Source organism: Brevibacillus brevis NBRC 100599 (genome assembly GCF_000010165.1).
GTDB classification, from domain to species: Bacteria; Bacillota; Bacilli; order Brevibacillales; family Brevibacillaceae; genus Brevibacillus; species Brevibacillus brevis_D.
Window position 1 is genome coordinate 5,908,118 of sequence record NC_012491.1, and the last position, 25,360, is coordinate 5,933,477.

Below are 25,360 nucleotides of genomic sequence, written 5' to 3' on the forward strand. Positions count from 1 at the left end.
GATGACTGTCGCACGGGTTCCTTTTTCCTTATAATGAAGAAAAACCATTTCAAGGGAGGGTTACCCATGGAATTTCAAGCGAAAGAAAATGGCTTTGTCACTCAACTGTCCTACGGTGAGCTGCACGTATCGGGTGATGAACAGTATGGATTTCGCCCCTATCAGCTCTTGGTCTCTTCCATCGCTGTTTGCAGTGGCGGTGTTCTGCGAAAAGTGTTGGACAAGATGAGAATGCCGTGCACGGATATGAAAGTAACAGCAGATGTTCAGCGGAATGAGGCAGAGGCAAATCGCGTTGAGAAGATTCACCTCCACTTCATCATTACGGGTGAAAATATGAAAGAAGAAAAAGTACAAAAAGCCATTGAAGCCGCGAGCAAAAACTGCCCGATGGTCCAATCTGTCAAGGGAAGCATCGTCGTAACCGAGTCCTTCGAATTGGTATCATGATAGGAAAAAACGTGCTACCGCCCACTCCTTTGTTTCTACTTCAAGACATACAGCAGGTCACCTTGTCACCGACAGAAGCATGGACGTTTTCCGGCGAATCAACCCATGCTGTGCTCATCGTGACAAAAGGATCGGGTCGGATGCTGAGCGAGTCGGATCAAGCCGCTCTACTTGATGGAAGTGCGCTGGTTCTTTCGCGAGAATCTGCGAGACAAATAAGCGCTGATACGGATGATCCACTCCGTTTCCTCGTATTTTATTTTGACGCTCTGCAACAGCAAGATCAGGTCAGCAACGACTACAGCCCGAGTCTTTCCTGGCATCTCGACCACAGCTCGTGTGTATTTCACCAGGTAGATAACAGTACGGAGCTTGCCCTCACGCTGTATGCCCATCGACAAGCCAATGATCCGTTGGAAGCTTTTCAAAATCAAATTCGCTTTCAACAATTGCTGCACCTGATTTGGAGCCATGCAGAACGGCAGGCTACCGTAGAAACGTCAAGCGTTGTCGATCAGACGATTTCTTATATGCATACGAATTATGCGGAGCCAATCACCTTAGATGATTTGGCAAATCGAGCTGGCCTTACCCCGCGGTATTACACCGAGGTCTTCAAGAAAAAGGTTGGAAAAAGCCCAATCGAATATTTGACGAGCTGTCGGATGGAGCATGCAAAGACACTTCTGCGAGAATCGAATAAGCGATTGCGCGAGGTAGCACGTCTGGTCGGGTATGCCGATGAGTTTTACTTCAGCAGACGCTTTAAGCAGCAGGTCGGCGTGTCCCCGACTGTCTTTGTCCGCATGAATCAGAAGCAAATGGCACCCGTCACCTTCCACTATGCCGAATATTTATTGGCACTTGGAATCAGACCGATTGGGGCTCCGGAAGAGCAGGTCACTTATTTACGCGAGCAATTACGGATGAAAGAGGCAGATGAGATTGTCAGCCTGCCCGAAAACACACCAGACTTGATCAAATCATTGCAGCCGACGTTTATTTTGACCGAATCGACGGGAGATAGCGCTGCTTTTTCCAAGGTTGCACCTACTCTTGCGCTTCCATGGCTGGATCATGATGTATTTGGTCATTTGAACATACTAGCCGACGTGCTTGGCTTGAAAGACCAGGCACACCTGTGGCTCAAGCAGCATGAACAGAAGGTTCTGAAGGCGAAGCGATGCATCGATGCTCATATTCAGAAGAAAGAAACATTCTTGATCCTCAATGTGCGTCCACAGAGCCTATTGGCATACGGTGCCAGAAATATCGGGCATGTGCTGTACAAATCCTTGAAGCTGACGCCACCCAAAATGATTCAAGAAGAGTTAACACGCAACCCCAATTTCTGGGCAACCCCCATCAACGAGGATCAATTAAGCCAATACGCAGCAGATTGGCTGTTCGTTCATATTTTTGATGATGATCTCTCACGGGCACACTTCCTGGAGTTGATGAAACAGGATGTCTGGCAACGAATTCCTGCTGTACAAAAAGGGCAAGTGGTTATTCTTAACCCGATTTGGTTCTCGTATGATCCCCTCTCCCTCGACATCCAGCTGGAAGAGGCCGTCCAAATTTTGACCCATGCAAACACCGCCAAATTATCCAAAGAAAAACGGAACATTCTCCATGGATGAAAAGAGTGCGTTCAAGGTAAGATGGACTCTATTAATGAGAATCATTTTCATTCATGGAGGATATACAATGAAACGATTACGCATACGAGCTTGGTTGCCCGGATTGATGATTCTTTCCTTGTTCTTGCTCACGGCATGCGGCCAGACAGCCAGCCCCAATCCAACGGCACCTGCCCAAGAAAATAAAAGCAGCGAGACTCGTGTCCTGAAGCACACAAAGGGTGAAGCCACCATTCCTGTGAAAGCTCAGCGCGTCGTAGCCTTGCAATATTTGGGCCCCATGCTTGCCCTTGGGGTGAAGCCAATCGGTGCAGTGAAGGGACATATGGAAGGTCCAGACATGGAGCCACTGGTTAGTGGAATCGAAGTCGTGGGAGATTATGATGCCTATAATCTGGAAAAAATCCTCGAGTTGCAGCCTGACTTGATCCTCACCGGTACCGAAATCGAGGAACAGGTATATGAAAAGCTGACAAAAATTGCGCCTGTCGTGGCGATCGCCTTCGATCAATATGATGTCTACGGGCATGTACAAAAGGTAGCGGAAGCGCTAGGTCGCGAGGAAGAAGGAAAGGCTTGGGAGCAGAAGTACAAAGCAAAGGTGGAAGAAGCACGTAAGCTGGTCCATGCCAAGGTCGGGAAGGACGAGACCGTTGCAGCATTAAACGTCCGTGCGAAAACGATCAAAATGTACGGTGCTCGCAATATGGGCCATGTTTTGTACAACGATCTTCAATTGATTCCACCGCCACTCATTAAGAGCGAGATCGATAAAGACCCACTGTTCTGGTCAAAAGACGTGTCTATGGAGCTTTTACCGGAATATGCAGCCGACCATATTTTCCTGATGCTGTTCCCGGGAGAGGATGCCGCTCAGTATTTGAAAGAAATCGAGCAAAGCAGTCTGTGGAAGAACTTGCCCGCTGTCAAAAAGAATCAGGTTTACGTAGTCAATGTGGATAGATGGCTTGGCTACGACCCCATTCTGATTGAAAAGCAGCTGGATGAAGCTGTGCAGGATTTGACTGGAGCCAAGAAATAATAAGATAGGTCATTTGGTTTGAGTCAACATAGTGGTGGAGAAGAAAAAGCACAGTTCTCTTCGACTCTGACACGCCCGCAAGGGGGGATTCACTGACCGTCTCCACTTCCAAAAGGGGACCGTCGAGCCAAAGCCACCCTACGGGCGGAAGTTTCTCAAGGAAGAAGTGTTCGACAAGCGGGTCCCCTTTTGGAAGTTCCGACTGGGTGGGCGTTGTCAAGGTCTACGAGCTCTGTGCTTTTTCTTCTCACCAGCTTTATTGGTTCATCGATACCTTTTAAAGCTTAGGGTGATCATAACCGCCGCATCCAATGGGAGTTACGTTAGGAACCGCAAAAGCGTGAATAGGAAAGGACCTGCCAGCCCGTGTTTGTTCACATAGGCTAACAGGTCCTCTCTTGCTTTCCAGTCCAGCTATTATAAAAGCGGAGACAACAGCCGCGCCAACGATTCCAGCAAGCGCAAACGCAGTGGTCGGTTCACATACTCTCCCAATGTCATTTCCCGGCAATCAGCCAGATCGGAGACGAACAGTTCCTCCAGCTCCTTTGCCATCTGCGAATCGTACATAAACGCATTCGTCTCGAAATTCAGCTTGAAGCTGCGAATATCGACATTGGCCGTTCCCACAGACGACAACTGGGTATCGACCACGATGGCTTTGGCGTGCATGAAGCCTTTTTCGTAGAGGAAGCAGCGCACACCGCTCTTTAACAAATCGCCGAGATAAGAGTGAGTTGCCCAGAATACCAACAAATGATCTGGCCTTCCCGGAACCATCACCCGCACATCTACCCCGGACATTGCCGCCATTTTCAGTGCGGTCAGCATACTTTCATCGGGAACGAAATAAGGCGTCTGCAAGTAAATCTTCTTCCGTGCCTTGTAAATCATCTTCAAAAAGGCATGCTTGATTTGCTCTTTTTCCGAGTTTGGCCCGCTCGATACAATCTGAACGCCAATCGTACCCTCGGCCTCATGAAGCTCTGGAAAATACGCGAGTGACTCATGCATTCTTTTCGGTGCAGACAAATTCCAGTCCAGGAAAAAGCGTGCTTGCAGCATGTACACCGCTCTTCCCTCAATCAGCAAATGGGTGTCACGCCAATACCCCAGCTTCTTATCCTTGCCCAAGTATTCATCCCCGATGTTGAAGCCTCCAATGTAGCCGATCTTGCCATCAATAATCGTCAGCTTGCGATGATTCCTGAAGTTGACCCGAAAATTCAGGAATGGAATCTTCGCCGGGAAAAAGGAGGCGACTTCTCCCCCCGCTTCTACCAATGGGCGCAAAAATCGGGAGGAGACACCAGAGGAACCTACCGCATCATAGAGCAATCGAACCTCGACACCCTCCTGTGCCTTCTTCGTCAACAGTTGAATGAGCTGTTTCCCTAAATCATCGTCATTCAAAATGTAGTAGAGCAAATGTATATGCTCCCGTGCTTCCTCCATCTGTTTGAACATGAGCTCGAACAGACTATGACCTTCTTTAAAAACCTGAATGGTATTATCCTGCGTATAATACGCTCCATCACTTACCACGTTCATGAAAATCATGTCGCGGTGTTTCTCCATTTCCGGGTCGTTCACTTGTAGTTCACCATGGGCAAGCAACTGCTTTTGTCTATCAACCGCAGCTCGAAAATGGGAAAACTCCCCTTCCTTGAGCCGATACAGCTTTTTCTTGCTTAGCTTATGTCCAAAAATCAGGTAAACAATAAACCCAATACCCGGCAAAAACAGCAAAACCATCAACCAGGCCCAGGTTGCCGCAATGTTACGCCTCTCCATGAAAATAAGAACGGCACCCAAAATCAGGTTACCTATTGTTACTATCACAATTATCTTTTCGGACAACGCCATCACACCACATCCAGCTCTAGGATTCCTCCCATATTACAACATTTGCTATCGGGATTCATCCTTCCTATCCATCTAGTTTATCCTATGTTGCCAATAGTTTTCCGTTTTTCATGATACATTTGTCGTCCAAATACACATCCGGCTCTTTGACAACCAGATCGATATGTACCCCCGCGACAATCGTCCCGCCAAACGTGTTGTTGCTACCAAAGGCTACGTGAATCGTTCCGTACACCTTCTCGTCCTCCAGCACAACTCCCGTAATACGCGCCTTATCATTTGTTCCGATTCCGAATTCACCCAGCATCCGCCCGTCTTGGTCTCCAAGCATTTGCAGGAGGCGTTCAGCCGATGTTCCTTCTGCCTCTGAGATCCGACCATTTTGAACCGTCAGCAGCAGGGGCGAATCGATTTTACCGATACCCGCGATAGAGCCATCGACGAGGATTTGTCCCTCTGCTGTCCCTTCCAGTGGAGCGATATACGCTTCCCCAGAAGGCAAGTTGCCCGATTCTCCAGGATTGACGTACATGCCTGTACTCGGCACCCCATTGCGAGCTGCGATGGAAAACGTCAGTGACTTACCCGCTTTTTCAATTCGCACGGTACTTGCCCGCGTCAGCATCTCGGTCACGCGCTCGGTGAGTGCCTTTACTTGTGTATAGTCAGCGGAAATCGCTCCCGCAAGAAACATGTCTTCCGTAATAGCTGGCATGGTAGCCAGTCTCGTACCATTTGCTGCTGCTTCTTTTCGTGCTTTTGTATGCGTCAAAGAGTGCTGGGTCACACATACCACCACATCTGCGCTCTTCATCGCCGCTGCAACAGCCGCAGGAGGCTCTTGACCGGACTTTTCCCGCTCCTTCATGACCATCAGCATCGCTTCTGCCCCGAGCTGTTTACCGGCTTCCCAGATCGCCTCACCGATGTCCCGCTTCCGTTCGTCAGCCACCACTAAAAAGGTCTCATTCGCTTGTAATGCCAAGCAATTTATCAAAATGGCTTTGCTGGATTCTATCAACGTCATGTCAGAATCATTCCTTTTCATCTATCTTATGGTTAGATTATATCCACTTTTTTCTTGCAAACTCTTCTGTCTTCGCTAGATTGGATCGTTAGTCCTGCCCTTTTCCTGTTTATCGGAATCTTCTTGCTTTTGCTGTTAAATTTAGTATGATTAGAATACAAATGAAAACGCTTAAGACAATGAGGTCTTCTACCCGCGCTTTATCAATAGGCGTGGGGAAGACCTTTTTCTTTTGAAAAAATGATAACGTTTTCATTTGGGGGATCGAGAAAAAGAAGAAGGGGATGACAACATGTCACACAGAAAAGTACAACCCAAAACGTGGTGGCTGACCATGCTGATGATCGTCGCTCTACTCGCGATGCAGATGCCAGCATTGGCCAAGGACACCAACGTGCAGATGCTCGACAAGGGGAAATGGGCACCTGCGACTTATCAAGCCGTCCACGAAATGATTGAGAAAAACGGCATCAAGAGTGCCTCCTACAATGCCAAAAAGAAACCGTATGCCGTTTTTGACTGGGACAATACGAGCATTATGCATGACACAGAGGAAGCGCTGCTTGTTTACCAGATCAACCATTTGGCTTACAAGCTCACACCAGAAGAATTCGGGAAGGTCATCCGCACGAATGTACCAGAAGGACCGTTTTCCGATTCGTATAAAAATGTCGACGGCAAGCCTGTCACACTCGATGCCATCGCGACTGATCTCGTAGCAGACTACACGTACTTATATCAAAATTATCAAGGTCTTAAAGGAACGAAGTCGCTGGAGGAAGTGACAGCAACAGAGCAATTCACAGATTTCAAAGCCAAGCTGTTTTTCTTGTATGAAGCGATCAACGATACGCACAGCACCTCGATTGGCTATCCGTGGATCCTCTACCTCTTCACGAACATGACAGTGGAAGAAGTGCAACAGTTGGCGGAAGCATCCAATGATCTTGGCCTGGGCATGGCGATTGAAAAAGTAACCTGGACAAGCCCGAAATCGTTGGCAGGCAAAGCAGGCGTGGTGAAAGCCTCCCATACAACAGGACTCCGCCTCACTTCCGAAGTAGCAAACCTGATGAACACACTGCGTGCCAATGGCATCGACGTATATGTCGTGAGTGCCTCCTTGGAGGATGTTGTTCGTGTTTTCGCTACTCTCCCGAAATATGGCTACAATCTCCCAGCGGAGAACATCATCGGCATGCGTCTGAAAACAGAAAACGGACGGATCACAAATGTGTACCAGCCTGACTACCCGATCACGGTAGGCCACGGCAAGACGGAAGTGATCCAGAATGTATTGGTGAAAAAGTATGGTCATGGCCCTATCTTCATCGCAGGCGATAGCAACGGTGATTTCGAGATGATGACTGAACTCGACAGTGTAAAACTCGCGCTCGTCGTGAACCGCGTCAAGGGCGGAAAAATTGGGCAGCAAATTACCAAAGGTGCTGAGCAAATGGGCAAAGCAAACCCGACTGTAGTCCTGCAAGGACGTGACGAGAACACGGGTATGTGGATTCCGAGCGAAGCCACGATCCGACTTGGGCAAAAAGAGCCGCAGTTGGTCGCGAAATAAACAGGAAAAACCGCCCCGTACAAAGGGCGGTTTTATCTTTATGGATGGGTAACTGGAATTCGCCACTCTAGCGGATATTTTTTCTGAACAGCATCCAGCCGTAGCGTTATCTTCTCCGGGAGCTTGGTTATTTCCCCTCCTTCCCAATGACCGCTGTCCTCCAGCCGAATTTTGTACGATGCTCGCTCGCGTCCTGACTGATCTACGGGTCCCTTGGATTGATGACCCTTTTTAGCCCGGTAGGTTGTCCCCTGACCATCTTGAAGTACCCACCAAGGCAAATAAATTCTCGTAATGTCTTTGGAAAGTACATCGATCTCCATTTCCATTTGCTGTTTTCCCGAATCATCATCTTTTGCCAGCTTGATGCTTTTCAACGTAAAGATATCTTCTCCCACTTGTTGGATCACTGGCTTCTTGTTCAATTCATCCGGATGGAAGGTGACACTCATATCGTACGGGATCGCCTTATGGAGGCTATTTATGACAAGTGTCGCTGCTTTGCCTTTTGGCAACGGATCATCGTCATTGATCCAACGGAAATGCCCATAGCGATCAATGGAATACGAATTATATATGATTCTTTCCTTTCCCTTGCTGCCATCTGCTCCCTCGTAGTAATATCCCAGCCTATATTGCTGATACGGAAGAAATGGAGCATAATCGGGGTTCGTCGTCTTTCCGGTTAGCTGTTTTGCTTCTTGTTCCAGTTGTTTTTTGGACGCCTCTGTCCATTGTGTCTCCAGCTCAATTCGGGTTGCCGTTGGCGTGTTGACGATCTGGTGCAGGGTCATCTTCAATCCATGCTTCGTCACTTGCGTTTGATTAACAGGCAGCACAGTCGTTGCAGCCGTTGTTTTTGCCATCGTGATCGGAACTTGCAGCTTCCAGTTTCCTTTTCTATCACCGATTTCATCAAAATGGATCGACAACGTTTTCGGAAGGGGCTCCTGTTCTTTTTTCCCGAGGATAAACCGGATAAATCCGGCATTATCTTCAAAGGTCGTTCCCCACTCGTCAGAAATGACCGCCCCTTTCGCATCCAGCAATTCAACTGCATTGGATTCTGCGTTTGTCGCTGTCAGATATGTAGGGAGCAACGGCTTGTCATCCGACTGTTTTATCATTAAAGCTACTATTACCTGCGCCGGATCAGCAATGATTTCCTTTACCTCCAAGGTGATCCCCTGATCGGTAACAGAAAGATTCGATGTTTCGGAGAAGCCTTGTCTCGCTGCCTGTTGTACTCCTTCATCGAACCCTTCTTGAGCAAAGATCGATTTGACATAGGCCGCAAACGTTGGGGACACTTGCATGGTTCCGAGCAGCCCGAGTACGACAGCGGAAGCGATGCCGATGGAAGCCCATTTTTTGCTTCGGAAAACTGAGCGTCTTCTCACTTGCACTACGTTATTCTGGCTTGGCATTTGAAAACTCGGCGTATCAACAGCTCCCGCTACTTTCCTAAGCGTCTCTTGGATTTGCCGCTCCTCGTTAGTCATGAGTCATTGCCCCTTCCCGCAAAAAATCAGATCCTTTGCAATTCTTGTCCAATTGCTGCGCAATCAGCTTCCTCGCCTTATGCATCCGCGATTTGACCGTCCCCTCAAAGGAACCCGTAATTTTGGCGATCTCCGACACGCTGAAGCCCTCGTAATAGTAAAGAATAATGACCGCGCGATGCTCCGCCTTCATGCTGCGAATCGCCTGCCATATTTGCCTCTGCTCCTCTCGCTGGATCACGTTGTCCAGCGGCGTTAGCGCCTCTTCCGGGATCATCTCTTCGTATTCCACAGCAGGCTTTTGCTTGCGAACCAGATTCAGAGCCCGAAACGTAATGATCCGGTATAGCCAATTGCGAAAGGCCACTCCCCTTTTTGGATCGAGTCGGTCTATGTGCTGATACGCTTCGATGAGCCCTTCCTGAACCGCGTCCTGCGCCAGATGCTTGTCATGAATGATCAAATACGCTGTCCGGTATGCCATCGCCAGATAGGGCTTGACCAATTGTTCAAAGGCCTCAGGCTCGCCCTCTTGGCATTTGGCAATCAACTCCCACTCATCCACAGCGTTTCCTCCCCTCGTTTTTTCTCTACTGTATATTCACGAGAACGCGGAGTTTGGTTCACATGTCATAGGCGAAAAAATATGAAACATGGAAAAACCCGTCCCCTGAACAGAAAGTATGCTCCGCTATGCCATTACAACGAAAATAGGGAGCACCTAGGCTCCCGGCTTCCTTTGTAATTATCCGTGATCTCCTTTTTCTATCTACTTCGTAATGATCTTGCGGTTGAGAGAACCTTTGGGGAGCTAATTGGGAGAGGTTGCAATGAGTTGTTCAACATCGTTTCTAAGTTCAGAAATATTCTGCCCTGAATAATTTTCTGGGAGGAAATAAAGATCACCATGCTGATCTATTGTCTCTGGAGAAACTTGTGAAACCAGCGTGTTCTCGCTATTAATTTTAATCTTTCCTTGAACGGACCCTACTATGTTATAGATGTCATCGTCATCTTCTGTTAAGAAAACAAAATATGTATTTCCTTGTTTCATAGGAATACTTCCTGCAATCCCTTGCATGATTACTCCAAGATCATCATTCCTTGATTCAGATCCTGACTTTCTTGACTTTCCTGAGAAATATTTGGCCACCTCTCTTTCATCGAATTCCCCTCCAGTTTCCAGTACAGATACTGTATCATCTATCTCTACATCACCTTTATAGACTTTCGTTAATCTTAATTCAGAGACTGTATACACATCTAGTCTTTCATAATTAGAGTTATTTTTTTGAGAAATAACTTCAGCTTCGGCAATGATATCTGCATTTTCAGCCAGACCCTTCACGCTATGAAAGGTCTCCCTAAACGATACTTCACCCGAAACAATTTTATAATCTGAATCACTGGAATAAAGAAAACGCTGTTTTTTCAAGTCACCTATATAGTAAACAGCCAGTCCAGCAATTGTTATTAAACCAATGGTAGCCAGTGCTATTTTTTTCGTAGATTTAAAATTTTTAATGTTAATCGGTAGTGCTCCCCTTTCAACCAAATAATCAGTAGTAGAGGTACATGGCTAACTAGAAGCAATTTCGATATTATTTTTCCAACGCGTATTCCCATGCCCCATTGTCATATTTGATTTTGAAAGACAAGGTTTCCCCATCTTGTCTATTGAACGCGAAATAGCCTTCATTTAAATTTTCATCCAAAAGAATAACTGGAAGGGTATCTCCTTTTTTGGTATATTCCTGCATGATCTCGTCCTGAACTTCAATGAATGCATCCTTCACGTCCACAGAACGTTCATCTATTATTTTATCCATTAATGGGGCTCTTTTGGAGAATTTGTTATAAATCCACTCTTTCCCATTTTCGTCAATCACAGCTTGCATAGGTGCCAGTTCATCTGAATTTACTTTGATTCCCAATGAATGAAGAGCTACCAAGTGATTTCCTTTTTCATATTGCTCAATATCTTCACTTGTATATAGATTACTGCCAGTGAAAACTGCACCAGCGAGAACAAGACCCAGAATAAATGCATTTCTTTTTTTCATACGGTTACCTCCCACGTGTTTTTATTCAGGCCAATCGGCTTCGAAAACTCGTTCAGAGATTGCTGTTGTACTATCTTGTATTTTCAATTACTACTTTCCATTGATCATTTTCTTTAACAACTGGAAGAGTTATATCTTCCGAAACATGTTCGTTCGAATAATGAAACGTAACACTCATTTTTTCATCTTCAATCTTTTCTACCGATACGGAATCCATATCTATATCCATCTTTTGAGTACCAAAACTTTCGTACACTTTCTGTTTGTCTTTATCATTATCAAAGCGCTCATCAATTGTGTATTCAACCATAGTTGGAGTGTCACCGTTCTCAAGAGCTTCCAAATAGATTTGAACCGTTTCTTTTACTTCATTTTCCTCATTAACCGAAGCGTAAGTGTTGGAAGTCCAAATACCGCCAGTAACCACAATAGCCCCAAGTAGTAGAATTGCAGCAGCTTTAGCAGACTTTTTCATGCTCTTACCTCCCAATCAATTAATCTGTTTATCTGTATATGATTACATATTTTACCAGACCAATAAATGATACTAAAGAACCACTGACACCGAAAGCCATTTACACCGCTTATCATTGTAAATCCGCGTTTGGCTGGATGGGCCCTGCTCACGATATAAAAAAATATGATATGAACCGAACCTTTTTCCAGTAAAGAGGCAATATAGTGTGTATGCTGCTTATTCAGAGAACAAATAGAACAATCCGATTCACATTATTTACAACAAAAAAGGAGCGAATTAATTATGAAAAAACGTTTAATTGGTGGAGTGGTTGCTACTGCGATTTTGATTCCAGTTGCAGCATTTGCGGCTTCTGGCGTGATTGACATGCCTACAAGAACACCGATGACTGCTGAACAAGTCAAAGTGGATGAGGTTGGCAAATCAACACTCGAGAAGCTGTATCTCGCATATCCTGAAACAAAATCGTTTGAGATTATCGATGCAAGCAACGTTCAAGGTGATGTATCCAAAGGGAAAAATGTAACCAACATGAAACAAACAAGCATCGTACTACAAGAAAAAGGAGGAACTGGCAAAAAGATTACCCTCCATACAAACGGTAGTACGGATGAGATTGAACACGTGATTCAAGAGAATTGGGAGCCTAAGGAGAAGTCACTCATTACGTTAAGCGATCAGGAAATCAAGGCGAAGGTAAATGATCTTATTGATAAAATGTATGGCAACGTCGAAACGTACGAGGTTGCTATCGAGCAAATGGAGAATCCAAATCAAAAAACATGGATGTTGAATTACACCAATGAGATGTTCGATAAACCGGTCTTCCAGGTTTTTGTTCAGGACAATACCATTAGTCTTACTAAGATCGTAGGTATTCCTACAGCTGATACACCTTCTGATACACCTTCAAACATGAAAGTAGAAGGCCTATTCTCTAGAAATGGTAAGCCTGATTATACTGCTGATAACTTTTTAAACGATGAAAAACTGTTTGCTTTACTAAAAATCAGCCCGACAGAATTAAAACAAGAATTAGCAAAAGGTAAAACTGTTGTGGAGATTGCAGCATCTAAAAATGTCACGAAACAACAAGTGCTTGATGTGATTGCAGAAACACAGGCTAGAGGACAACTTCAAGGGGATGGAGTAGCGATCACCGAGAAAGCACTGAAAGAAATGATGGAAGCAGTTGAACCAAAAGTATTGCATATGATTGAACACAAAACAGAAACGGAATGGTAGAAAAACAGAGTCAACTGGGTTACACAAGTAAAAGAGAAGAGGCGGGAGAACCGTCTCTTTTTTTATGCAGTAATTTTTCAGAATTCAGACCACAATAAGCCAGGTAGTCTACCTTATTGGACTCGAAGGGTAACATACTTTACTGGACTTTCTTTTGAATCAAACGTAAATCTTAGTAGGTTTCCATTGTTTTCATATTCCAATATAAACGTATGATCACCTGAGTCATCCATAAACTCTCTAGAGGGTTCTCCTAAGGTTCTTTTGATTTCCTCAGGTTTTCCAGTCATTCCAACAGTCTTTGGTTCGGCATTCATTAGGACGACTTTACTCGTATCCTTTACTTCATCAATTGATTTAGCATAGTCTTCGAATTGTAAATGAAAACCCTCATAATTTACTGTGAATCCATACTCAGAATTTCCGCTCTTGACGGGAGTTCCGATTTTATCCAAAACCTCTTTCTTTGTTGCTCCGATGCCAATTAAGACACCTTCTAATTGCCCATTTTTTACTTTCTCCAAAGTGTCCGATTGGGCAGAATTAACAGCGATATCTTCAGTTTTTTCAAATATATTGGAGCAGCCAAGTAAAGTCATTGAGCTAAGAACTACAATAAGCAAAGCATTACGACATATTTTAGGCAGATCAACCACGCTCCTCATAAAACTTAAATTTGTCAGTGGTAGGATCAATGATTGATTACAATTAGAAATGCAATAGGAACTACTAGTAAGATTAAGATGGTTGAAATTAAATCATTTTTTATTGGCTTTTTCTGTTTAGCACTTTCATACGTTTTCATTCCATAAAACAACGCTGGAGAAAGGCCAAGTAGGATGGCGAAATTCGTATGTACAGACATTATTAAAACTACTGAAACTAGAATACCAGTGAAAAGAGCTACGTATTTATACACCTAATCACCGCATTTCAACGCTATTTTAAATTACGGGAAGCTATAAACAGGTTCCTAGTCATTGTTGCTTTTATTATTGAGCCACATACTTTAAGTAAATAGTTTCGGTGTGATCTATACCTTCCTCATCAGTCCAATCAATTTTGAAAACAGGATAGTCACCAAAAAACGATTTTACTTCTTCGTCCGTTACTCCATTCTTAAAATCATTTTTAGTGCTATCCGTGTTAGGTACATCTTGAAAGATGATGATATAACCCTCTTTAAAATTGGGGGTTTGAACACGACCTGTTTGTTGACTTGTTTGGGTTAATTCAGAAATAAATTGAAGCTTCTTAACATCACCATTTCCTAAATACTTAATTTTACCTACAAAGCGTGCACCGTTTTCTTTATCGTAAAAAATTTCAGTAACTCCATTCCAATTGTCAGTAGCTCCTTCGTACTTGTAGGACCATCCCTTTTCGGAACAAGCACCGAGTAAAAGAAGTGGGAGAATCAGAAATACGAGTATCGCTTTTTTCAAATGTAAACCTCCTATCTCAAAGTATGATTTGAACGTAGCAGTATCAAAGTTTTTAGCAAGACAGGGAAGTAACGTTCCCTCAATGTTCTTCTTCTCTGGGAATTAGAAAGATAGTTGTTGTCTCAAAATATAAATACCTCATCTCATCTTCCTGTATTTCAGGGTCCAATTCTTTAAACTCCTCTGAGTGAAAATATTCCTCGTTACGTACATGGTTTCTCCAAAAGGACAGCCCTAATTTAGGGAAAGTGTAGGAGAAGCCAAGAGATGCATCGTTATCTCGAATATATGGTGAAATCTTATCAAGCTCCTCTACAAGCTTACTAGCTTTTGTATTAAATACATCAATATCTTTAAATAGACATGTATAATATTCTTTTACTGTATCTGTGATGTGTATATGAGTAACTTTTCCTTCTGAATCATACTCATATTTGAACAATGAATAAAAAAAATCACATGGGCGTATACATTTTTCCTGATATGTTCGAACATATTGATCTAATTCCTGCTTTGTCATTCCAATTCTAAGTGTGCCGACTGACCGCCCTTCTTCTATTATCAAATTATCCATTATATCCTCCTCCCAAATCTAAAGCGGAGCATGCCCCTTTCTCCAGCGAGCACATAAGAGATTTAAGGCTATGCTCCAAATAAGAAAATCAATTAGTTAACTCCAAAATATTCGTATGCTAAGACAGCTCCGGCAACCAAGTAATCGTTGTATTTGATTGCTAAATTAGGAAATTTACCTTCATCATCAGTTTCATTTCTAAAGCCGTCAACTTCAAATCTCATCAAGCCTTTATAGTCTTCGTTATTCAAATATTCCAACTCTTTTACACGCCACTCTTTAGAGCTAGTACGATTCCCCCAATTAGGCGTGTCTTCGTGGTCTTGCTTCATCATTCTAATCGCAGGGAAAGAGTCAGTGTTTGAAAAACCTGCTTCTTGTAGTGCTTTATCCGAAACAATGTGGTGTCTTTCCCCGCCTAATGGTTTTATACTTTTATATGCACCGACATCAAAATAATATCTTTGCCATTCATATTGAAGTTTTCCACTTTTATTGTCATAGTGCCAGACTGTTCCATCCTCTAGCACAACTATATCAAACTCAAAATAATCAGATACTGCGTTTCTGTCTAGCTCCCATTTAAAAACGTTCCCATTCCCTACTTGAAGCGCTCTGAGAGAAGTATTAGCATCAACTACCCATTCTTTACCTTTTTTATTATATTTTCTTAAATCAGCGACTATTGAATCAATCTTATCAAAACCTACGTTAATAATGCTAACAGTAAACGCAGAATCGTTTACTGCGTAGTACAGATACCAAACGTTAGAAATAGCATTAGTGTCTTTATTACGTTTAATTAGTATATTTTCTTTAATGGTAACGTTGTCTGGTTTAGGTTTTTCCAGACCTAATTCGGTAGCTATCTCTTCCAATTTTTCCTCACTAATGTCAATGTCTCGCAGCGCTTCTGGTTTTTCCAATTCTTCAAGAAATAACTCCTCAGACAAAAGCTCATATTTCTCACTCCCCCTCTCTATTGTCGCACTGTCGCCCTTCAATAGATGTTCAAATCCTTGATTTCGAATGTACTCCTCAACATCTGGATGTTCTTTTAGGTCTTCCGTATTAATATTCTCTAAAACAGAGGAAGAAGTCTGTTCCTGTGCAACAGCAAAATTAGCAAAACTTCCTGTGAGCAATAAAGAGCAAAATTAGCAAAACTTCCTGTGAGCAATAAAGAGCAAAACAGTAATGGCATTAACTTCTTTAAGTTCATTAAGATTCCTCCCACTATAAATTGTTGTTTTCTCATTTTGACCGACTCGTTCTTGGATTTTTAACCATCAAGGGTTCATTCTTTTTTCATCATTTTTGACTGAACAACCAGAATGTACTGATCCAACTGCTGGCTTAATTCCACGACTTCATCATCCAAGAAATCATTCTTCTCTAAATACAATTGCACCAGTTGTCTGCGCAATTGTTCCACAATATTTTTCAAATGATCAATATCGTGATAGGTTACTCCTTCCCGATCTAGAGGTAGCGTGATACATTTACTTATAGGAGCTGTAACTGCTCCTCCTGCGGGCGTTCCTTTAACCTGTCGAAGGGGTGGAACGCCCTTTTTAAATGCAATTGCTGCTATAAGACTCACCCTACTTCCTTTACCACCGGATTATACGCTTGGTTTTAGTGGCACCTGTGGCTTCTCTTTTTAGAGATGTTCTTAGATTTCTATTATTCATGGAATATCTTCATCTCCCGCCTCCTTCTTTTTGAGATCTCTTACATAATTAACCATAAATTGATATGCAGGTTTTTACCAACTGCAAAAAATAGAATAAAAAAAACATCCTGGCAGAGGATGTTCATCAATCTACGGCATATTCACAATGACCTAACAGGGTGCTAGCCACCTAACTCGTTTTGGTTACCTATTCGCTTATTCAAATTCCCTAACCATCCAAACAATGCTATGTATGTAAGAGCCTCATCATGTCGATTCATCAAATCTGCTAGAGAAAGGTAATATATACTTTCTTCAATCCCTCTCTCGATCCGCCCCTTACCAAACTCATAAATGGCTGTCTGATACCGAAACTGGAGATGCCGATCTAATCCTATTGCTTCTGTAAATTGATCGAAACTGGCAATTTGCGAAGAAAAGCGATCCAATATCTCATCTACACAAAAATGGTAGGTATTTGCTGATTTCATAATAGAAATCATACCAGCAAGTAATTCGTTGGTGGGCAGACTTTCAAGATAGTCTACATACTCTTCTAAGACGTCTGTATTCCCAGATAACACCTCCAATGTATAGGAGTTCGCCTTTGCCCATACCTTGAATCTCTCTACCTCTTTACGTCCGTCTTCATCAAGTAATTCAAACCATCCTAAATCAGCGTAAACTCGCACATATTGCTTCGCCTCTTCATACAGTCCTTGCATTTCCAGAGCTGCACCTTTATATAAATGTCCCATTCCGTAATAATAGACAAGAGGGCGCTCCGGTTTCAGGGGTTCCCCTTTTTTGTTTCTTTTCAACCTGTCCAATTCATGCATGTGAACAGTTTCTGCAAGAAGCCGTAACTCGTCACCGTACTCTCCTGATTTGTTCCACTTTTGCAAAGCAAAACAGACCCGTGCTAATTGGAATAAAGCATCGAGTTGGTAGTTCTCTGGAAGCCTATTTCGATACGGAGAAAACCGAATCACATTCTCCCAATTTTCTTCTGCATTTGTCCCAAGTACAGCACGAAATAACCGATACTGACTCATTACAAAGTGGTCAGAATAGCTATCTTTTTCATTCTCAATGACATATTCATAAAAGGGCACTGACTCTTTTAGTTGCCCTTTCTCATATAGCTGTTCTGCAAGGGCAAACAGAATCAAGATGTTCTTCGGATTCTCTAACAATATGGAAACAACAGTCTCTATGCAATCCTTTCTCCCAACCTCCACGCATCGAGCCAAATACGGTATTAATCGCGGGCGCGAAATTCTCTGCTCTGACAAACATTCTTCCGGGTATAATTCATATAACCAACCCTGCTCGCGTCCAAATACCTTGGCGAACGCATCTAATTGCCCTATGGTCATAGCCCGCGGCGGATTTCCATTAAGAATCTCACTCAAGCTACCAGGGTTAATGCCTGTTAATTCACTTAGCTTGCTTAATGTATAACCGTGCTTTCTCCGGCATTTTTCAATTTCTGACCGCAGCCACCGATGCATTGTCCCTTGCAGCCCCCCATAAAGAATCATCTCTTGGACCCGTCCTCCATTTTACTATTTATACGACTTGGCCTTCCTATCAATTCGTAATCCAGTTCGAAACTATGATTTAAATATGTCAAGAGTCGGCAATTACCTAGATAGATAATAGTTTAATGGAGGGTTTTGGAGGCCTTGAAGTGTGCGAAGGACTTACTTTTCCGTTTTTAGTCTGTTTTGTGCAATGACAATATATTTATCCAATTGTTGGCTTACAGCCAAAACTTTATCATGTGAGAGACCGTACTTTCCCGCTAACTCCATCATTTCCCGTCGTAGCTGTTCAATTCTATTATCCAACTCTAAGTGGCAACCGATTTCCTTTACCATGCCCCGAATTGTACACTTACTTTTAGGGGCTGATGCTGCGCCTCTTTTGGGGGAGTTTCCAGGGTGAAAAGAAACATCCCTATCTAAAATATTTGCGATAGCAGTAATATCCAACGCCCCCTCTCTTTTACAATTTATTACATATAATTACTATACAGGGATGTGCAGAAATTAACCGACTAAGAAAAATTGAATAGAAAAAAACACCCCATCGATGGGATGTTTCCTGGGTACGAACTATTTAGCCACCTATTCCATGACCATAATTAGCGACTACTACATCGTTTCCTATCTTTGCTGGTTCACTTACAACATTAACACCCAAACCCAAAACGAGAGCAAGTGAGAGTAAAATCCCCTTCATCACTATACAGCCCCTTTCGTAAGGATAGTTTGATACTTGCCTTTCTGTTCATCAGACGCATATTGCAGATGCATCCAAAACAGCGTTGTACATTTTTTGAAGCTATCGTAATCTTTCATGGTATCAGACAGGCTAAGGCATCGAAGCGTTTCATTAAGCCCCTCTGCATACTTCCCTCTTTTAAACAAGTAAATCGCCATTTCATTCCGAAACTGCATATGTTCGCTCATGCCGATAGCGTCCTGACGATCCTCAAAACGATCAATATGTTCTGCAAACTGCTCAAATATCGAATCGATCGAAAAACCGTATTGATTGGCAGCACTCACAATCGTTACTAAACCTGAAAGGACCTCTTTCGGATGATCAGAAAGGAAATGAATATAATCAGGGATGACATCACTATTCCCCATAAGTATGTTCAGCGTGTACAAATTCGCTGTCGCCCATGATCGAAATTTCTGCACTTCGATTTGACCAATTTCGTCCAAGAATTCAAACCAGCTTAAATCAGCGTATCCATCAACATATCGCTTCGCTTCTTCGTACAACTCCTGTTTTTCTAATGCTATACTTTTAATGAGAAATGCTTGTCCATAGTACACAACCAAATGACGTTCAGTTGAAAGCATTTCACTGGCCTTGTTGCTTCTTCGTCTACGCAACTCATCCTCATAGATAATAGTAGCCAATTCCCTTAATTCATCGGCGTATTTATCCATTTCTCTCCATTTGTGGATAGTATAACAAACATTTGCTAATTGTAGTAGTGCATCTAACTGGTTATTTTCGGGTAGGCGTCTTCGATACGGATCAAATCGAATGACAGCCTTCCAATTTTCTTCAGAATTCGTACCTTGCACTACTACTCGAAAAAGTCTGTACTGACTCATCACAAATTGGTTAGAGTAACTATCTTTTTCGTTTTCAATCACGTATTCATAGAAAGGTACTGACTGTTTCTGTTTCCCTTCCTCATATAGCTGCTCTGCTACGGCAAAGAGGGTCGAGATATTCTTTGGATTCTCCAACAGTTTAGGAACAACCTCATCTATACAATCCTGCCGCCCAACCTCTGCACATCGAATCAAATACGGTATCAACCGAGGGCGCGATATTCGCCCCTCTGTTATGCATTCTTCCGTATACAATTCGTACAACCAACCTGGCTCGCGACCAAACACCGCCGCTAGCGCATCCAATTGACCAATGGTCATAGCCCGCGGTGGATTTCCGTTCAAGATTTCGCTTAAACTCCCATGGTTGATTCCCGTTAATTCACCTAATTTACTCAAGGTATAGCCGCACTCTCTACGGTGTCTTTCAATTTCTGACCGCAGCGACCAGTGCATTGTCCCTTGCAGCCCCCCCATAAAGAATCAACCCCTACTTTTTTCCTTAATTTTACAACAAAATATATTTTTTTGATAGATTTTTCTTTACAATCCTTAACATTTCTGTAATCTAGTTCGTCACTCTTCGCACAATTCCTCCAGTGTTTTACAGGTGTTTGCACTTCGTGACAATTACACTCAATTGAATCAGTTGAATCAGCTTTCATGCGAATACAGCTTCTTCCCTCCACTACAGCTACTCTATCCACATTGTAAAAAAAGCTCCGCCAAGATATCTGGCGAAGCCTTCATTTTCATACTATGCTTATGGCATAGCTACTTTCATAACCGCACGAACGGAATCTGCGGATTTATCCAAGGCTGCTTTCTCAGCAGCAGTCAGATCCAGCTCGATGACTTGCTCGATACCGTTTCCACCCAAGAGGGTTGGTACGCCCAGGTAGATATCATTGTAACCATACTCGCCTTGGAGTAAAGCGATGGATGGCAGGATGCGCTTCTGGTCTTTCAAGATCGCTTCTGCCATTTCTACCAGAGCTGCCGCAGGTGCATAGTAAGCGGAACCGTTGCCCAAGAGAGCTACGATTTCGCCGCCGCCTTTGCGTGTACGCTCTACGATAGCGTCCAGACGATCTTGTGGGATCAATTTTTCGAGTGGGATGCCGCCAGCGTAGGAGTAACGCAAGAGTGGCACCATGTCGTCACCGTGGCCGCCCAATACGAAGCCTGTTACGTCATTTACGGATACATTCAGTTCCATCGCTACGAACGTACGGAAGCGAGCTGTATCGAGTACGCCGGATTGACCGATAACGCGGTGTTTCGGGAAGCCGGACGTTTTGTAGAATGTATAGGTCATCGCATCTACCGGGTTGGACAGGATGAGTACGATGGAGTTTGGTGCATATGTTTTCACTTGCTCAGCAACCGAGCGCATGATGGCTGCATTCGTTGCTACCAAGTCGTCGCGGGACATACCTGGCTTGCGAGCAATCCCTGCTGTGATAATTACGATATCGGAGCCTTCGATGTCTTTATAGTCAGAAGTACCTGTAATGCTAGCATCGAAGCCGAGAACGGGAGAAGCCTCCATCATGTCGAGTGCTTTCCCCTTCGTTGGGTTTTCCAATTGAGGGATATCGACCAAAACGATGTCAGCCAGCTCTTTTTGCGCCATGATGAACGCAGTGGTCGCTCCCGTAAAACCACTACCGATTACGGCTACTTTTTTTCTGCGGAATGTCATGAAGAATCCTCCTCGTCGTCATTGGTTCTATTACAAGACTAGTTTTACACCACTTGCTTTTTGCTCCAACATTTTGGAGAGGATTGTCCCGATGTGGGCCCCCGCCTCAACCGGAGATGTACCTTGACGATGAATATTCGAGATCACTGTACGCTCTGATTCTACCATACCTTTGCGTGGACGGTAGCACATGTACGCACTCATGGAATGTGCCGTAACCAATCCTGGACGTTCTCCGATCAAGAGCACCAATACTTCTGGCTCCAGAATCTCGCCGACGTGATCCATGCTGGCTACGCGTCCGCCCTTGATAAAAAACGGAGTGCCGCAGGTCAGTCCGTAGCTTTTCAGAGAGTCCATCAGAGATGGAAGCACGTCTTTCAGGTTCGCATCCACCGCAGCGGCACTCAAGCCGTCTGAAACGACGATTTGTACCTGTGGCTTCTTTTGACCGCGCTCTTGCAGCAAGCGCACGCCTTCCTCGGTGAGGACACGCCCCATATCCGGACGCTTCAAATAGTTTTCGGTGTTGTCATACTGTGTTTCCACTGTGAACAGGGAGAATTGGTCGAGCACCGCTTGACTGACTTCGCCGTATACAGCATCTACAGCCGCAGCATGGTCGCGACGCAATTCGAGCATGGTTTTGGTCAAAGGTCTCACACCTGTACGCCAAACCCCGATGCGCGCTGGCGTGCTGGACAGCAGCTCATCCAAGCCTTCCTTGTACTTCGGATTCGGTACATGTGTGGTTCTCTCTGGTTCTGCTGATGGAGCAGGCTGCTCATTCACTACAGGAGCCGTTGTCGGTGCGGCTGTCGCATTCGCTACTGGCTCTGCCTTTGGCTCCGATCTCAGTTGAATCAAGCCTGTCTCTGCTTTTGGTGACGGAGCTTGTTCTGTGGCTTCTCCCAGCTTCTTTTGCAGCTCTGCTACTACTTTATCTACCAAGAAATCTAATTGTTGTTCCATCCGTCTTTCACCTCCTGATCTTACATGAAGATTGTCGGATCGCCTGCTTTTGCAGTCAGCCTACCGTTTTCCATGATGCCCATTTTCTCCAGCCATTTTTCAAAATCAGGAGCAGGTCGCAGTCCCATCACTTCACGGAATGCCGCAATATCATGGAAGCTCGTCGATTGATAGTTGAGCATGACATCGTCTGCCATCGCTACGCCGATCACGAAGTTAACGCCTGCCGACGAGAGCAAAATGCCGAGATTGTCCATGTCGTTTTGATCGACCTTCATGTGGTTCGTGTAGCATACGTCACAGCCCATCGGCAAACCGTGCATTTTGCCCATGTAATGGTCTTCCAGTCCAGCACGGATTACTTGACGGCTGTCGTACAAATACTCAGGTCCAATGAAGCCAACTACTGTGTTTACGATAAACGGATTGTACTTGCGAGCAAGTCCGTAGCAGCGCGCTTCCATTGTTACCTGGTCCATGCCGTGATGCGCCTCGGCAGACAGCTCAGAGCCTTGACCTGTCTCGAAATACCAGAAGTTCGGCCCGTAGGAAGTGCCTTGTTTGCGCATCAGCTCATCTGCTTCATCCAGCAGTGCTACATCAATACCAAATGCATTGTTTCCTTTTTCACTACCCGCCAAACTTTGGAAGATCAAGTCTGCTGGTGCCCCATTACGGATGGCACGCATTTGCGTGGATACGTGAGCCAATACGCAGTTTTGCGTCGGGATATCAAACTTGGTCATCACGTCTTTGGTCATGTTCAAAATATCCTTCACGCTGTCCGCTGTATCGATAACCGGGTTGATCCCGATTACCGCATCGCCGATTCCGTAGCTCAATCCTTCGTACAGGGACGCCTTGATACCTTGTACGTTATCGGATGGATGGTTCGGCTGTACACGAGAAGCCAGTACGCCCTTATGACCGATTGCCGTGTTGGCATGCGTCACAACTTTAATCTTGGACGCAGCCGTGATCAAGTCCAGGTTGCTCATGAGCTTGGCAGTCGCTGCGATCATCTCGCTGGACAAGCCGCGGCTGATTCGCTTGAGTTCATTATCGCCTGCTTGATGGCTCAAGATGTACTCGCGCAGCTCAGCTACGCTCCAGTTCTTGATTTCGTTGTAAATCTTTTCGTTGATGCCTTCTTCGATCACACGCGATACTTCGTCTTCTTCTGCCGGAACCATCGGATTGTTGCGGATATCCGCCAATGTCAGGTCAGCCAAAACTTGCTTAGCAGCTACACGTTCCCGGGAATCAGCAGCGTCGATACCAGCCAGCTGGTCGCCTGATTTATCTTCATTAGCCTTCGCGAAAACTTCTTTTAAATCGCGAAATTGATAGGTCTGTCCAAGCACAGTCGTTTTCGTGTTCATCAACGTCCACCCCTTCTTACGTTACGGCCTTTCATCAAACGCGAGTGTTTTGACGACGACGGGAATGATCGTTCCCGAGATCGGCTCACCGAGATCGATGTAATCGCCGTATTCCACACGCACCTGATCGATGCAAATGATTTCCGGTGCCCCTTTGCAACGCAGCGCCAAGGCCTGCCCGAGTGCTTTCGCCATATCTGTTTCACAGATCACAACCATGGTTTGACTCTCGGGGAAAGTTGCCCGGTATTGCTCCGACAGCTCCTGGGACAGCGTCTGCAGCAGAGCGTACGAGCAGTACCCGATGCCGGAGATCGCGAGTGCGAAAGGAATCCCTGTCGTTTTTTCAAACAGGCGCTCACCCAGTTGGTAGATCGAAGCCACTTCCTGTCGCAGTCGTGTGGCATCTGCCAATTGTTCCTCGGTAAGCTCTAGCTTGAGAATCGGAATATTTTTAATCGGCAACAGCTCCGGCTTGATATGCACGGTTGAACCACTAATCTCCGTACTCTGCATCCCCGCGCCAATTACCGTTGCCCGTACCGTTTGATCCGGGTCTAGCCACTGTACCGGATACGTTCCTTTTTCGCGCTCCTGCTGGAGTACATATCCGAGCAGTGGGCCAAAATCGCCGTATCGGCTCGCATCCGAAATAGTTTGGACGGGAGGTCCGCTCATGAGTAGACCCACACCGCCTGAGACAGTCAGCTCGGCGACAGGGATGGCATCGCGCAAATGCGGTCCCACTACGAGCAAGCCTGACACTTGGCGCTCTTTCCCCGTCAAATAATCGAGCATACTGCGTCCCAGCTGTTCGGCAACCTCTGTGAGCTGCGCGAATCCGATTTCCTGTCCGACTTGAATACGCAGTCCTTTTGCCGTCAGCCATTGTTGAATGTTCGGCGACACGTATTGAACGACACCTTGCGGACTGAGACGGATCAGCCTTCCTCCGACGTGGAATGTAACCGTTGCAATCGCTCGGCCACGTTGGAAGTAGGCTGCATTCGCTGTTCCTCCGCCAATATCGACGTTGACGATCACACCTTGTATGGCTTGCGAGCGTTTTTCTGCGCCTGCACCCTTGCCCGCCAGCACGCCTTCGAGGTCAGCACCTGCTGTCGCTACCACGAAATCCCCGGAGCGTTCAGCCAGCAGATGAACGATATGCTGTGCGTTCTTTTTGCTGGCTGTTTCTCCGGTAATGATAACCGCGCCGGACTTGATTTGAGACAAGCTGATTTGTGCCTTGTCGTACTCGGCTGCAAGAATCGCTCCGATTCCGTCAGCGTCGATTTCATCAAATCCGATGAGCGGTGTGGAATGTACTTCACTCGCATATAGCAATTGTCGCTCCACGATCTGATAACGCGGCAGCGAAAACGTACTGGACATGCGGCCCAATCGCAATCGGCTTACGATCATTTTGGTCGTGCTTGTTCCCACATCGATCCCGACGCTTTGGATCCATTGTTCGTCCATATGAACCTCCTTGAACCATTGGCGTGTCAGACGGGCCCTACGAAAAAACGCTTGAACAGCCGGTTCCTTGCTCCCGGTCTGATTCAAGCG

The 25,360-nt window shown here is 45.0% G+C and carries 24 protein-coding genes; 5 read left to right on the plus strand and 19 right to left on the minus strand.

From position 1 onward, the window contains the following. The first annotated feature begins 66 nt into the window (after positions 1 to 66). The 3 genes from BBR47_RS27950 to BBR47_RS27960 all read left to right on the plus strand — a co-directional run bounded on the left by BBR47_RS27950 (position 67) and on the right by BBR47_RS27960 (position 3,135). Positions 67 to 450, plus strand: a complete 384-nt coding sequence (locus BBR47_RS27950; protein WP_007720051.1) for an OsmC family protein — start codon at positions 67 to 69, stop codon at positions 448 to 450. 62 nt (positions 451 to 512) lie between these two features. Next, complete coding sequence (locus BBR47_RS27955) at positions 513 to 2,093, plus strand: helix-turn-helix domain-containing protein (protein ID WP_231850527.1); 1,581 nt, start codon at positions 513 to 515, stop codon at positions 2,091 to 2,093. A gap of 67 nt (positions 2,094 to 2,160) precedes the next feature. Beyond that, the gene (locus tag BBR47_RS27960) at positions 2,161 to 3,135 is read left to right on the plus strand and encodes an ABC transporter substrate-binding protein (RefSeq protein WP_041749708.1); all 975 of its coding nucleotides are present in this window, start codon (positions 2,161 to 2,163) and stop codon (positions 3,133 to 3,135) included. 417 nt (positions 3,136 to 3,552) lie between these two features. On the opposite strand, the gene cls is transcribed toward BBR47_RS27960, so the two are convergent. Both cls and BBR47_RS27970 read right to left on the minus strand, forming a co-directional pair. Beyond that, positions 3,553 to 5,001 (minus strand): cardiolipin synthase, encoded by a 1,449-nt coding sequence (gene cls, locus BBR47_RS27965; protein WP_015893763.1) that lies wholly within the window; start codon positions 4,999 to 5,001, stop codon positions 3,553 to 3,555. Positions 5,002 to 5,083: 82 nt separating this feature from the next. After that, entirely contained in the window at positions 5,084 to 6,028 is a 945-nt protein-coding gene (locus tag BBR47_RS27970) for an aminopeptidase (RefSeq protein ID WP_015893764.1), read from the minus strand. A 292-nt stretch (positions 6,029 to 6,320) separates the two neighbouring features. On the opposite strand from BBR47_RS27970, the gene BBR47_RS27975 reads away from it, so the two are divergent. Then, positions 6,321 to 7,604, plus strand: coding sequence for an HAD family hydrolase (locus BBR47_RS27975; protein WP_041749709.1), 1,284 nt, complete (start codon positions 6,321 to 6,323; stop codon positions 7,602 to 7,604). Between the two features lie 38 nt (positions 7,605 to 7,642). Here BBR47_RS27975 and BBR47_RS27980 read toward each other — a convergent pair whose 3' ends face one another. The 5 genes from BBR47_RS27980 to BBR47_RS28000 form a co-directional block, all read right to left on the minus strand. Then, a complete protein-coding gene (locus tag BBR47_RS27980) occupies positions 7,643 to 9,106 on the minus strand; it encodes a DUF4179 domain-containing protein (RefSeq protein ID WP_015893766.1) in 1,464 nt (487 codons plus the stop codon). Then, positions 9,099 to 9,671, minus strand: a complete 573-nt coding sequence (locus BBR47_RS27985) for an RNA polymerase sigma factor (RefSeq protein WP_015893767.1) — start codon at positions 9,669 to 9,671, stop codon at positions 9,099 to 9,101. Before BBR47_RS27985 ends, BBR47_RS27980 begins: the two co-directional genes overlap by 8 nt. 246 nt (positions 9,672 to 9,917) lie before the next feature. Next, positions 9,918 to 10,541 carry a hypothetical protein gene (locus tag BBR47_RS27990; protein WP_231850528.1) on the minus strand — a complete coding sequence of 208 codons (624 nt, stop codon included), beginning with the start codon at positions 10,539 to 10,541 and terminating at the stop codon, positions 9,918 to 9,920. Positions 10,542 to 10,707: 166 nt separating this feature from the next. Further along, positions 10,708 to 11,169, minus strand: a complete 462-nt coding sequence (locus tag BBR47_RS27995; protein ID WP_015893769.1) for a hypothetical protein — start codon at positions 11,167 to 11,169, stop codon at positions 10,708 to 10,710. Between the two features lie 70 nt (positions 11,170 to 11,239). Beyond that, complete coding sequence (locus BBR47_RS28000) at positions 11,240 to 11,644, minus strand: Rv0361 family membrane protein (protein ID WP_015893770.1); 405 nt, start codon at positions 11,642 to 11,644, stop codon at positions 11,240 to 11,242. A 285-nt stretch (positions 11,645 to 11,929) separates the two neighbouring features. Between BBR47_RS28000 and BBR47_RS28005 the strand changes: the two genes are divergently transcribed. Next, positions 11,930 to 12,892, plus strand: a complete 963-nt coding sequence (locus BBR47_RS28005; RefSeq protein WP_015893771.1) for a hypothetical protein — start codon at positions 11,930 to 11,932, stop codon at positions 12,890 to 12,892. A gap of 113 nt (positions 12,893 to 13,005) precedes the next feature. Here the strand turns inward: BBR47_RS28005 and BBR47_RS28010 are convergent, their stop codons facing one another. From BBR47_RS28010 to BBR47_RS28065, 12 genes are all read right to left on the minus strand, one after another. Beyond that, complete coding sequence (locus tag BBR47_RS28010) at positions 13,006 to 13,557, minus strand: YjgB family protein (RefSeq protein ID WP_231850529.1); 552 nt, start codon at positions 13,555 to 13,557, stop codon at positions 13,006 to 13,008. Positions 13,558 to 13,884: 327 nt separating this feature from the next. Next, on the minus strand, positions 13,885 to 14,337 hold the full coding sequence (locus BBR47_RS28015; RefSeq protein WP_015893773.1) for a hypothetical protein: 453 nt from the start codon (positions 14,335 to 14,337) through the stop codon (positions 13,885 to 13,887). 79 nt (positions 14,338 to 14,416) lie between these two features. Further along, entirely contained in the window at positions 14,417 to 14,911 is a 495-nt protein-coding gene (locus BBR47_RS28020) for a hypothetical protein (protein WP_015893774.1), read from the minus strand. A gap of 92 nt (positions 14,912 to 15,003) precedes the next feature. Further along, complete coding sequence (locus tag BBR47_RS28025; RefSeq protein ID WP_155801111.1) at positions 15,004 to 16,056, minus strand: hypothetical protein; 1,053 nt, start codon at positions 16,054 to 16,056, stop codon at positions 15,004 to 15,006. A gap of 152 nt (positions 16,057 to 16,208) precedes the next feature. Next, a complete protein-coding gene (locus BBR47_RS28030) occupies positions 16,209 to 16,514 on the minus strand; it encodes an aspartyl-phosphate phosphatase Spo0E family protein (RefSeq protein WP_015893776.1) in 306 nt (101 codons plus the stop codon). A 254-nt stretch (positions 16,515 to 16,768) separates the two neighbouring features. After that, positions 16,769 to 18,130 carry a helix-turn-helix domain-containing protein gene (locus tag BBR47_RS28035; protein ID WP_041749710.1) on the minus strand — a complete coding sequence of 454 codons (1,362 nt, stop codon included), beginning with the start codon at positions 18,128 to 18,130 and terminating at the stop codon, positions 16,769 to 16,771. Between the two features lie 162 nt (positions 18,131 to 18,292). After that, the gene (locus BBR47_RS28040) at positions 18,293 to 18,583 is read right to left on the minus strand and encodes an aspartyl-phosphate phosphatase Spo0E family protein (RefSeq protein WP_007720084.1); all 291 of its coding nucleotides are present in this window, start codon (positions 18,581 to 18,583) and stop codon (positions 18,293 to 18,295) included. Between the two features lie 252 nt (positions 18,584 to 18,835). Further along, positions 18,836 to 20,206, minus strand: coding sequence for a helix-turn-helix domain-containing protein (locus BBR47_RS28045; protein WP_015893778.1), 1,371 nt, complete (start codon positions 20,204 to 20,206; stop codon positions 18,836 to 18,838). A gap of 286 nt (positions 20,207 to 20,492) precedes the next feature. Next, positions 20,493 to 21,434, minus strand: a complete 942-nt coding sequence (mdh, locus tag BBR47_RS28050) for a malate dehydrogenase (protein WP_015893779.1) — start codon at positions 21,432 to 21,434, stop codon at positions 20,493 to 20,495. 30 nt (positions 21,435 to 21,464) lie between these two features. Continuing rightward, a complete protein-coding gene (gene eutC, locus BBR47_RS28055; protein WP_015893780.1) occupies positions 21,465 to 22,406 on the minus strand; it encodes an ethanolamine ammonia-lyase subunit EutC in 942 nt (313 codons plus the stop codon). Between the two features lie 20 nt (positions 22,407 to 22,426). Beyond that, on the minus strand, positions 22,427 to 23,788 hold the full coding sequence (locus tag BBR47_RS28060; RefSeq protein ID WP_015893781.1) for an ethanolamine ammonia-lyase subunit EutB: 1,362 nt from the start codon (positions 23,786 to 23,788) through the stop codon (positions 22,427 to 22,429). Positions 23,789 to 23,809: 21 nt separating this feature from the next. Next, entirely contained in the window at positions 23,810 to 25,270 is a 1,461-nt protein-coding gene (locus BBR47_RS28065) for an ethanolamine ammonia-lyase reactivating factor EutA (protein WP_015893782.1), read from the minus strand. Between the last annotated feature and the right edge of the window lie 90 nt (positions 25,271 to 25,360).